The sequence below is a fragment of the Streptomyces sp. NPDC054765 genome, from assembly GCF_053612065.1.
On sequence record NZ_JBSHBP010000123.1, the window covers coordinates 1 to 10212 of the forward strand.

9 protein-coding genes are annotated in these 10212 nt (G+C 73.2%); 6 read left to right on the top strand and 3 right to left on the bottom strand.

Annotated elements, in window-relative coordinates; all coding sequences use genetic code 11:
- Positions 1-128: 128 nt before the first annotated feature.
- Positions 129-911, bottom strand: a complete 783-nt coding sequence (locus ACWGJY_RS36805) for an SDR family oxidoreductase (protein WP_453265254.1) — start codon at positions 909-911, stop codon at positions 129-131.
- A 128-nt stretch (positions 912-1039) separates the two neighbouring features.
- Between ACWGJY_RS36805 and ACWGJY_RS36810 the strand changes: the two genes are divergently transcribed.
- Genes ACWGJY_RS36810 through ACWGJY_RS36820 form a run of 3 tightly spaced genes read left to right on the top strand, consistent with a single transcriptional unit; the run spans position 1040 to position 3323 of the window.
- A complete protein-coding gene (locus ACWGJY_RS36810; protein ID WP_453265255.1) occupies positions 1040-1174 on the top strand; it encodes a hypothetical protein in 135 nt (44 codons plus the stop codon).
- On the top strand, positions 1174-2343 hold the full coding sequence (locus ACWGJY_RS36815; RefSeq protein WP_453265256.1) for an acyl-CoA dehydrogenase family protein: 1170 nt from the start codon (positions 1174-1176) through the stop codon (positions 2341-2343). Before ACWGJY_RS36810 ends, ACWGJY_RS36815 begins: the two co-directional genes overlap by 1 nt.
- The gene (locus tag ACWGJY_RS36820) at positions 2343-3323 is read left to right on the top strand and encodes an acyl-CoA dehydrogenase family protein (RefSeq protein WP_453265262.1); all 981 of its coding nucleotides are present in this window, start codon (positions 2343-2345) and stop codon (positions 3321-3323) included. The genes ACWGJY_RS36815 and ACWGJY_RS36820 overlap by 1 nt, the downstream gene beginning before the upstream one ends.
- 23 nt (positions 3324-3346) lie before the next feature.
- Here the strand turns inward: ACWGJY_RS36820 and ACWGJY_RS36825 are convergent, their stop codons facing one another.
- A complete protein-coding gene (locus tag ACWGJY_RS36825) occupies positions 3347-3952 on the bottom strand; it encodes a PadR family transcriptional regulator (RefSeq protein WP_453265257.1) in 606 nt (201 codons plus the stop codon).
- A 278-nt stretch (positions 3953-4230) separates the two neighbouring features.
- Here ACWGJY_RS36825 and ACWGJY_RS36830 point away from each other — a divergent pair, with 278 nt between their 5' ends.
- The gene (locus ACWGJY_RS36830; protein WP_453265258.1) at positions 4231-6462 is read left to right on the top strand and encodes an FUSC family protein; all 2232 of its coding nucleotides are present in this window, start codon (positions 4231-4233) and stop codon (positions 6460-6462) included.
- A gap of 33 nt (positions 6463-6495) precedes the next feature.
- Here ACWGJY_RS36830 and ACWGJY_RS36835 read toward each other — a convergent pair whose 3' ends face one another.
- Positions 6496-6690, bottom strand: a complete 195-nt coding sequence (locus tag ACWGJY_RS36835; protein ID WP_453265259.1) for a hypothetical protein — start codon at positions 6688-6690, stop codon at positions 6496-6498.
- A 310-nt stretch (positions 6691-7000) separates the two neighbouring features.
- Here ACWGJY_RS36835 and ACWGJY_RS36840 point away from each other — a divergent pair, with 310 nt between their 5' ends.
- The gene (locus ACWGJY_RS36840) at positions 7001-9547 is read left to right on the top strand and encodes an ATP-dependent Clp protease ATP-binding subunit (protein WP_453265260.1); all 2547 of its coding nucleotides are present in this window, start codon (positions 7001-7003) and stop codon (positions 9545-9547) included.
- Positions 9548-9555: 8 nt separating this feature from the next.
- Positions 9556-10053, top strand: a complete 498-nt coding sequence (locus ACWGJY_RS36845; protein WP_453265261.1) for a DUF6328 family protein — start codon at positions 9556-9558, stop codon at positions 10051-10053.
- The last annotated feature ends 159 nt before the right edge of the window (positions 10054-10212 follow it).

Consider the following 10212-nt stretch of genomic DNA (forward strand, 5'->3'; position numbering starts at 1 on the left):
CGCCGATTATGCCCTCGTACATCTGGGTCCCGCTTGTCTTATGCTGCGCGGGCCCCCGCCGTAGCCGATAGGCGGGCCCGGCGGGCCCCGCCGGCGGGCGGTCACCCGGGGCGGTGCGGCACCGGCGCTCACGCGCGCTGGGAGCTGACGGACACCGTTTCCCCGGTCATGTAGGAGGCGTAGTCGCCGGCCAGGAAGACGATGACATTGGCGACCTCCCAGGGTTCGGCGTAGCGCCCGAAGGCCTCCCGTTCGGTGAGCTCCGCCAGCAGCTCGGGCGTGGTCACCTTCGCCAGGTGCGGATGCATCGCGAGGCTGGGCGCGACCGCGTTGACGCGTACGCCGTATTCGGCGGCCTCCAGGGCGGCGCAGCGGGTCAGTGCCATCACCCCGGCCTTGGCCGCGGCGTAGTGGGCCTGGCCGCGCTGGGCGCGCCAGCCGATGACCGAGGCGTTGTTGACGATCACGCCGCCGCGGCCGGCGGCCTGCATCCGGCGCAGCGCGGCCCGGGTGCAGCGGAAGGTGCCGTTCAAGGTCACGTCGAGGACGGTGCCCCACTGTTCGTCGGTCATCTCGACGAGGTCGGCGGTGCCGCCGAGCCCGGCGTTGTTGACCACGATATCGAGGCCGCCATGGTGCTCCTCAGCGATCGTCAGCAGGGCGTTGACCTGGCCTTCGTCGGTGACGTCGCAGGGCAGGGACGCCACCTTGCCGGCACCGAACTCCGCGGCGAGCGCCTCGGTGGTCGTCTTGAGCCGGCGTGCATGGGCGTCGCCGATGACGATCCGGGCGCCCTCCTCCAGGAATCTGCGGGCGGTGGCACCGCCGATGCCGGCTCCGGCGGCCGCGGTGATGACGGCGGTCCGGCCGTCGAGCAGATGGTGGCCGGGCACGTAGCGGGGCGGTGTCATGGGTGAGCCTCCTCTTCCCGCAGCCGGCTGCGGCTCCCGGGGCGAAGGCTCCCGACGGTGGCGGAGGCCTCGACGCCGCTCGTGCCGGTACGTTAACCTACCAAACACTTGTTAGGGAAGGAGGGCGGATGCCCGCTGCCCACGACGACGAGCCCGTGCGCGACGGACGGGAGGACGAACGGAAGGACGAACCCGAGGAAGCACTCGCCACCGCCACCGGGGTAGGACCGCTCGCGACCGTCACCCGGGAGGCGGGAGCCTGATGGACCTCGAAGTCACCGCCGCGGAGGAGGCGTTCCGCGCCGAGGCCCGAGCCTGGCTCGCCGGGCAGGTACCCGCCGCGCCGCTGCCGTCACTGGAGACCGCGGAGGGTTTCGCCGCCCACCGGGAGTGGGAACGCCGGCTCGCCGCGGACCGCTGGTCGGTCGTCTCCTGGCCCGAGGAGTACGGCGGCAGGGGCGCCTCGCTCGTGCAGTGGCTGATCTTCGAGGAGGAGTACTACGCCGCGGGTGCCCCCGGGCGGGTCGGCCAGAACGGCATCAGCCTCCTCGCCCCCACCCTCTTCGAGCACGGCACCGCGGCGCAACGCGCCCGCGTCCTGGGCCCGATGGCGCGCGGGGAGGTCATCTGGGCGCAGGCCTGGTCGGAGCCGGAAGCGGGGTCGGATCTGGCGTCGCTGCGCGCGACCGCCGTACGCACCGACGGCGGCTGGCTGCTGAACGGGCAGAAGACCTGGTCGTCCCGGGCCGCGTTCGCCGACCGCGCCTTCGGGCTGTTCCGCAGCGACCCGGACACCGCCCGGCCGCACCAGGGACTCAGCTATCTGATGTTCGCGCTGGACGCACCGGGCGTGACGGTACGCCCCCTCGGCCGCCTGGACGGCAAACCGGCCTTCGCCGAACTCTTCCTCGACGACGTCTTCGTGCCGGACGCGGACGTCATCGGCGCGCCGGGCCAGGGCTGGCAGGTCGCGATGAGCACCGCGGGAAATGAACGCGGTCTGACGCTGCGCAGTCCGGGCCGGTTCACCGCGGCCGCCGAACGGCTGGCCGCGCTGTGGCGCGAGGCCCCCGAGGCGGCCGGTCCGGCCCTCGGCGAGCGGGTGGCCGATGCGCTGATCGGCGCCCGCGCTTATCAGCTGTTCACCTACGCCAACGCCTCCCGGCTCGCGGCCGGCGGGTCGGTCGGCGCCGAGTCGAGCCTGACCAAGGTCTTCTGGTCCGAGCTGGACATCGCCCTGCACGAGACCGCCCTGGACCTGCTCGGCCCGTACGGCATGCTCGCCGACGACGCCGACGAGGCGCCCGCGCACGGGAGTTGGGCCGACGGGTACACCTTCTCGCTCGCCGGGCCGGTCTATGCCGGCACCAACGAGATCCAGCGCGACATCATCGCCGAGCGGCTGCTCGGCCTGCCGAAGGGACGCAGGTGATGCGGTTCCTCCTGACCGATGAGCAGCGGGAGTTCGCCCGTACGCTGGACGGCATGCTGGGGGCGGCCGGCACCCCCGCCGTGGCGCGCGCCTGGGCGGACGGCGAGCACGAACCGGGCCGTGCACTGTGGGCGAGGATCGCAGCGGCGGGCGTGTTCGCGCTCGCCGTTCCGGAGCGCTACCGCGGACTGGGGCCACTGCCGGTCGAACTCACGCTGTCCTTCGTGGAGTTGGGACGCCATGCGGTGCCGGGACCGCTGGTGGAGACGGTGGCGGCGGCCGCGTTCCTGGAGCGTCTCGGCGAGGGGGCGGCGGCCCGTTCCTGGCTGCCGCGGATCGCCGCGGGCGACGCCGTCGTCGGTCTGTGCGCCCGGACCCCGTACGCCCTGGACGCGGATGCCGCCGATACCGTCCTCGTGATCCGGGGCGACACCGTGCTCGGTACGGACACCCATGGCCCGGTGCAGCCCTGCCTCGATCCGGCCCGGCGGCTGTCCCGGCCGCTCGGCGGCACCGTTCTGGCCCGGGGCCCCGAGGTGACCGCGGCCGCCGCCCACGCCGTCGAGGTCGCGCGGCTCGCCGCCGCCGCGCAGTCCCTCGGCCTCGGCCGGGCCCTGCTGGCGGCGACGGTGTCCTACGTCAAGCAGCGCACCCAGTTCCAGGTGCCCATCGGCGCGTTCCAGGCGGTCAAGCACCGGCTGGCGGACACCCTGATCCGGCTGGAGTTCGCCCAGCCGCTGGTGTACGCGGCGGCCCTGGCGGTGGCGGCCGGCGCCCCGTCCGCCGGCCGGGAGGTGGCGGCGGCGAAGGTCGCGGCGGGCGAGGCAGGGTACGCCGCGGCGCGCACGGCACTGCAGCTGCACGGCGCCCTCGGTTACACCGAGGAGCCCGCTCTCTCCCTGTGGATCCGCAAGGCCCGCCCGCTCCGGGACGCCTGGGGGACTCCGGCCGACTGCCGCGCCCGCGTCCTCGCCGGCTGACGCGAAGGGCGGCCACCGTGCCCCTACAGCTGCCTGTGGTCCCTCTCGTCCAGGTCGGCCAGCATGGCATCGGCCAGGTCCCGCTCGGCGGTGTAGTAGCGCTCCGACCACTTCAGGACGAGTGAGGGGTAGGCCCAGGCCTCTTCGGCGCGGGCACCCGCGACGTCCAGCTCGGCGCGCTGCCGCATGGTCTCCGCGTACTCCCGGTGGTGGCCCAGCACTTCACGCATCCGGTCGCCTTCCAGCAGATGGCCGAGCCACAGCCGCAGCATCACGCCGTGCTTGAGGACGGGGGGTTCCACCGGCGCCTCGCGCGCCCAGTGGCGTACCGCCGCCATCCCCTCGTCGGTGATCACATAGACCCGTTTGTCGCGGTTGCCGGTCTCCTGGGCGACCATCCGGGAGCTGACGTAACCGGCCTTCTCCAGGCGTTTCAGCTCGCCGTAGATCTGGCTGAAGGACGGGCTCCAGTAGAAGAAGTGCAGCGACCAGTCCGACCATTTCTTCAGGTCGTAGCCGGACAGCTCCTCACCGAAGGAGAGCAGCCCCAGCACCGCCCAACCGGTGGCCGGCAGCGCAGGATTCTCCGCATCGCCGGCGCTCACGGCGCCCGCCTTCTTCTCCGTCACGTTCCGCAGTGTACGGTCCGCACCCGCACCCGCCCGACCCGCACACCGTCAACTCCCCTCCCCCGCCGCCGCATTCCCGGCGACACCGGTCCGCCCGGGAGCGGCGATTGCGGGGGACGTTCCCGGCGCGCCGCGTCCCGGCCCGGGGCGGCTGCCGCGGGACCTCCCCGGGTTCCCGGGGTGCGGGCCGGGCGCCGCCGGCCATGGTTCACCCACGCGAGGCGGCCGCCGGCCGGCCGCGCGGTGCGGACCCGGACTCGCCGGTCAATAGTGGGAAGGTGAGCCCGCTACAGGGAGCGTTCCCGCGGTCCGGGCCGCGGCAGCCGGCCGGCGGGCCCGTCGGGGCGGTGCTGCGCAGACTCCGCTATCTGCTGGAGCACGGCAGACACGGCCTGCGCGGGCACCGCTCCGTGGTCGGCAACGCGGTCCGGGTCACGGCCGCCTCGTGCCTCGCGTTCTACCTCTGCCGCTACGGGCTCGGCCTGACCGTCATGTCCGTCTACGCCACCTTCACCGTGGTGGCACTCGGCGTGCTCGCCCGGATCCCGGGATCCGGGCGCCAGCGCGCCGCGACGGTCCTCACAGCGCTCCCCGCCGGGCTGGTGCTCGTCACGCTGGGCACCCTGCTCGCCGTTCAGACCTGGACAGCCGTCCTCGGCATGCTCGTCATCGGCTTCATGGTGGCGTACGCGGGCACCACCGGACCGCGGATCGCCGGGGCGGCGCCGGGGATGCAGCTGCTCTACATCCTGCCGTGCTTCCCGCCCTACGCCCCCGAAGCCCTGGGGCAGCGGTTGTCCGGGTTCCTGCTGGGCGCCGTCCTGCTCGCGCTGGCGCAGCGTTTCGTGCTGCCCGAGCCGGACACCCCGCCCTTCTGCCGGCTGCTGGCCGATGCCGCCGACGCCGCCGCGGTCCTGGCCGACCACCACGGCGGGCCCCTGCCCGTGCCGGCGCTCGCACGGGCGCAACGGGCCGGGGACGCGCTGCGCCCGTCCCGCGTACCGCCCGCCGATCTGCCCGCCTCCCCCACCCTCACCCACAAGGCGATGGCGCACGCCACCGAGGCGGTCCGCACGCTGCTGGCCCGGCTGGACGACCTGCACACCGGCGCCGGACCGCACACTGCGTACCACCCGGAGACGATCGTGCTGCTCCAGGGCATCAGCGCCGCCGCCCGGGACGCGGCGGACGCGCTGCGGCGGGGCAAGCGGCTGCGGCCCGGCGAGGGGCCGTCCGCCGCGGCCCTGCAGAGCGAGCTGGCCCCCGTGCGCGCCCACCGGGCCGTGGACACCCTGGAGCGGCTCAGCGGCGACGACCGGCTGGTCTATCTGCGACGCCGCTCCCAGGTGGTGCAGGCCGCCGACTGCGCCGTCGTCCTCGCACTGGCCACCCGGCTGCTGCTCGGTGACCGGTCCGTCGAACGGAGCCCCGCCGGGCACACCTTCACCTATGCGCAGGCGCGCGCCCACGAGCTGTGGTGGCAGCGGCTGACCACACACCTCACCCCCCGTTCGGTGATCTTCCAGAACGCCTGCCGGTTCGCGCTGGGCCTGGCCACCGCACGGGCCATCGCCGGGCTCCTCGACCTGCAGCACGGTTTCTGGGTCCTGCTGGCGACACTCACGCTCACCCGTACCACGAGCCTGGAGACCTGGTCCGCGGTCCGGCAGGCGCTGATCGGCACGCTGGTCGGCGCGGTGCTGGCGGGCGGGCTGCTGGCACTGGTCCACGACCGGGACACCGTCTACGCGGTCATACTTCCGGTGGTGATGCTGGTGGCGTTCATCGCGGGGCCGCTGTGCGGGCTGGCCTGGGCCCAGGGCGGGTTCACGCTGGTCGTGGCCACGCTGTTCGCGCAGGTCTCCCCCGTCACCTGGCAGCTGGCCCCGGTCCGGCTGGTGGATGTGCTGGTCGGCAGCCTCATCGGGCTGGCCTGCGGGCTGGTGGCCTGGCCACGGGGCGCGGGCCGCGAGGTGCGCAGAAGCATGGCGGGCCTGTGCTCGGCCATCGCCGACGCCATCGGGCACACCGCCGCGCGGCTCGTCGAACACTCCGGCAGCACCGACTTCTTCGCGATCAACCAGGCCCTCACTCTCGCGCAGGAGAGCCTGGCCCAGTACCAGTGCGAGCTGCGCCAGGAGACCGGCGGGCAGCCGGACTGGCCCGCGGTGCTGGTCGCCGGGGCGGACGCACGGCGCGGCGAACGTCTGCTGCCCGGCCGCCCCGGCCGGATCGGCCCGCACGAGGTCGGCGCCTGGCTGCGGGTCGCGGCCGACCGGGCAGCCGCCGACTACCGGTCCCTCGCCCGGCATCTGCGCACGGACAGCGACGTGCCCCGGGAAGACGCCCGGCCACTCGACATCCGCGCGCTGCTGGCGGTCGCCCCGGCCATCACGCGCACCAGCCCGGACCGGGACGCCCGCGCACTCTCCGCCGCGCTGCTCCTCGACTCGGTGATCTGGCTCGATGCGCTCACCGCCGATCTGCACCGGATCCACAAGGACATGTGACGCGCCGGCGCCGGCCGGGGTGCTGCGCCCGGCTCACCGCGTGACCGGCGGCCGCCATTCGAGCAGCAGGATCGTGGCGTCGTCGCTCAGCCCCCGGCGCAGGCCGATCCGGACGGCGTAGCGGTCGACCAGGGCGAGGAACTGCGAGGGGGGCGTGGTGTGCACGGCCGTCAGGAATTCCTGGAGCAGATATTCGCCGTCACCGGCCGGAACACTCTCGATGGCCATCCGCGCGTCCCTCCGAGCGCCGTGCGTCCCCTCCAGCACTGCGAGCCGAGTGTCTTCCGGGCGTCCGCACCATCCGGGAGCGCCATCCGGCGGAGCCCGGGGCCCTCCGGCGCCCGGCCACCGGCGCGGGTGCCCGGTCCCGCCCTGCCCGGGTGCGGATGGTGTTGCGGGACCTGATCCTGAAGCAGAGGAGTCGTGTGCGGCACGGGGCGTCGCCTCGCCCGGGCGCCCGCCCGCTACGGAGCAACCGCACCAGGAAGCCGACAAGGCAGCGTGTCGCGGTACCGCCGTGACAGCGGAACGGACACACATGAGCAATGGATTCGTGGGTCCGGAGGGCTACGGCCCGGACTCGTTCGGTGACTTCCTCGCGCGCTTCTTCGGTGCCGCACAGTCCCCGGGCGGCGAGTCGGGTCAGCCCGCGCCCCGGCAGGCGGACATCGCCCGCATGATGAGCGGCCCCGCCCGGGATCTGGTGACTTCCGCAGCCGCCTACGCCGCCGAGCACGGCAGTCCCGAACTCGGCACCGAACATCTGCTGCGGGCCGCTCTCGCCGCCGAACCGACCCGCAGCCTGCTGCAACAGGCGGGAGCCGACCCCGACGCGCTGGCGGCCGAGATCGACCGCGGTGCCGGTTCGGGGCCGAAGCAGTCCAGCGTCGCCGTGACGCCGGCGGTCAAGCGGGCGCTGCTGGGCGCACACGAGCTGGCGCGGGACAACGGAGCCTCGTACATCGGCCCGGAGCACGTACTGGACGCACTGGCGGCCAACACGGACTCGGCGGCGGGGCGGATTCTGAACCTCGCCCACTTCGATCCGCAGGCCGCCCCGCAGGGCAGCCACGGGACCCAGCACACCGGACCCGAGCACAGCGCCCCGCCGAAGCACGACACACCGACTCTCGACAAGTTCAGCCGCGATCTGACCGACCTGGCCCGCGCGGGCCGGATCGACCCGGTCATCGGCCGCGAGGAGCAGATCGAGCAGACCATCGAGGTGCTCTCCCGCCGGGGGAAGAACAATCCGGTGCTGGTCGGCGACGCGGGGGTGGGAAAGACCGCGATCGTCGAGGGCCTGGCCCAGCGCCTCGCCGACGGGGACGTGCCCGAGAACCTGTCGGGCCGGCGTGTCGTCGCCCTGGATCTGACGGCCGTGGTCGCCGGTACGCGCTACCGCGGGGACTTCGAGGAGCGGCTGAACGGCATCATCGAGGAGGTCCGCGCGCATCCGGACTCGCTGATCGTCTTCATCGATGAACTGCACACGGTCGTCGGCGCGGGCGGGGGCAGCGGGGACGGCGGTTCCCTGGAGGCGAGCAATATGCTCAAGCCCGCCCTGGCACGCGGAGAACTGCATGTCATCGGCGCCACCACCCTGGAGGAGTACCGGCGGAACATCGAGAAGGACGCCGCCCTGGCCCGCCGCTTCCAGCCCCTCCTCGTGCCCGAGCCGAGTGTCTCCGACACGGTGGAGATTCTGCGCGGGCTGCAGGACCGCTACGAGGCGCACCATCAGGTGCGCTACACGAACGAGGCGCTGCTGGCGGCGGTCGAGCTCTCGGACCGCTATATCGCCCACCGCTTCCTTCCCGACAAGGCGATCGATCTGATCGACCAGGCGGGCGCCCGGGTCCGGCTCCGCTCGGGTGCCAAGGCCACCGACGTACGCGAGCTGGAGCGCGAGGTGGACCAGCTGGTGCGGGACAAGGACCAGGCGGTCGCCGCCGAGCAGTACGAGCGGGCCACCGAGCTGCGGGACCGGATCGCCGAACTCACCGCGCGGATCGAGGCGGGGCAGGTCGGGCCGCCGAGCGACTGCCGGATCGTGAAGGTCACCGCGGAGGACGTCGCCGAGATCGTGTCGCGGCAGACCGGCGTGCCCGTGAGCAGCCTGACCCAGGAGGAGAAGGAGCGGCTGCTCGGCCTGGAGGAGCGGCTGCACACCCGGGTGATCGGCCAGGACGACGCGGTCACCGCGGTCTCCGAGGCGATCCTGCGGTCGCGGGCCGGCCTGGCCGACCCCGGCCGCCCGATCGGCAGCTTCCTCTTCCTCGGTCCGACCGGCGTGGGCAAGACCGAGCTGGCCCGCGCGCTCGCCGAGGCGCTGTTCGGCAGCGAGGAGCGGATGGTGCGGCTGGACATGAGTGAGTATCAGGAGCGGCACACGGTCAGCCGGCTGGTCGGTGCTCCCCCGGGCTACGTCGGCCATGAGGACGCGGGCCAGCTGACCGAGGCGGTGCGCCACCATCCGTATGCCCTGCTGCTGCTCGACGAGGTGGAAAAGGCTCACCCCGATGTCTTCAACATCCTGTTGCAGGTCCTCGACGACGGGCATCTGACCGACTCCCAGGGCCGTACGGTCGACTTCAAGAACACCGTCATCGTGATGACGAGCAATCTCGGCTCCGATGCGCTCAGCGGTGGTCGCGGGGTGCTCGGCTTCGGCCCGGACATCACCGGCGCCGACGCGGGCGACGGTGCGCGGGAGCGGGCGCTGGGCTCCTTGCGCGAACACTTCCGCCCGGAGTTCCTCAACCGGCTCGACGAGATCATCGTCTTCCGCCGGCTCACCGACGACCAGCTGCGTCAGATCACCGGCGTGCTGCTCGACGGGACCACGCGCAGGCTGCGCGCCCAGGACATCTCCGTCGAGTTCACACCCGGCGCCGTGGACTGGCTCACGCACCGCGGTCATCAGCCCGAATACGGGGCCCGGCCGCTGCGGCGCACCATCCAGCGCGAGGTCGACAATGCGCTCTCGCGGCTGCTGCTGGACGGTGCGCTGTCGGCGGGAGGCACGGTGCGCGTGGAGGTCAAGGACAACGAGCTGGCGTTCCGCACCGACGGGAAACAGTAGGGGGCCGGGTGGCAGCGCTGGGTCCGCGTGACACCTCCCAGGGGCGTCACGAGTCGCCGGAGGAACGCGCCGACCGGCGGTGGAGCGAACTGCTGCAAGAGGTGCGGGTGATCCAGACCGGCGTACAGATCCTCTTCGCGTTTCTGCTCACCGTCGTCTTCACCCCGCGCTTCGCCACGCTCGAACCGGCCGACAAGGCCATCTATGTGGTGACGGTGCTGCTGGGGGCGGCCACGACCGGCGCGCTGGTCGGTACGGTGACCTTTCACCGGCTGGTCACCGGCCACCGGCTGAAGCCCGAGACGGTGCTGTGGGCCTCCCGCCTGGCTCTGCTCGGGATCATCCTCCTGCTGGGGACGGTCGCCTCCGCGCTGCTGCTGATCCTGCGTATCGCGCTGCACAACTCCGCCGTCCCCTGGATCGTCACAGGGCTGGTCGTCTGGTTCATGATCTGCTGGTTCGCGCTGCCCGCCTGGATTCTGCACCGGTATTCGTCCAAGGAGTGAGCGACCGGGGCACCGCGCGGGCGCCCTCCTCCCGGCGGCCGGACGGCCCGTGCACCGGTGCCGCCCGCGGCCCGCCGCCCGATGGCATCCCGCGGCCGCGGCCCCGCGTGTCCACGGCCGCCAAGGGCGCGGGCCGAGACCCTGACCGGGGTCTCGGCC

What these genes read in the sequence shown, in the direction of transcription:
- ACWGJY_RS36815 (WP_453265256.1), top strand. Translation starts at nt 1,174, where the DNA reads ATGGACCTCGAAGTCACCGCCGCGGAGGAGGCGTTCCGCGCCGAGGCC.
- ACWGJY_RS36820 (WP_453265262.1), top strand. Translation starts at nt 2,343, where the DNA reads ATGCGGTTCCTCCTGACCGATGAGCAGCGGGAGTTCGCCCGTACGCTG.
- ACWGJY_RS36805 (WP_453265254.1), bottom strand. Translation starts at nt 911, where the DNA reads ATGACACCGCCCCGCTACGTGCCCGGCCACCATCTGCTCGACGGCCGG.
- ACWGJY_RS36810 (WP_453265255.1), top strand. Translation starts at nt 1,040, where the DNA reads ATGCCCGCTGCCCACGACGACGAGCCCGTGCGCGACGGACGGGAGGAC.
- ACWGJY_RS36835 (WP_453265259.1), bottom strand. Translation starts at nt 6,690, where the DNA reads ATGGCCATCGAGAGTGTTCCGGCCGGTGACGGCGAATATCTGCTCCAG.
- ACWGJY_RS36840 (WP_453265260.1), top strand. Translation starts at nt 7,001, where the DNA reads ATGAGCAATGGATTCGTGGGTCCGGAGGGCTACGGCCCGGACTCGTTC.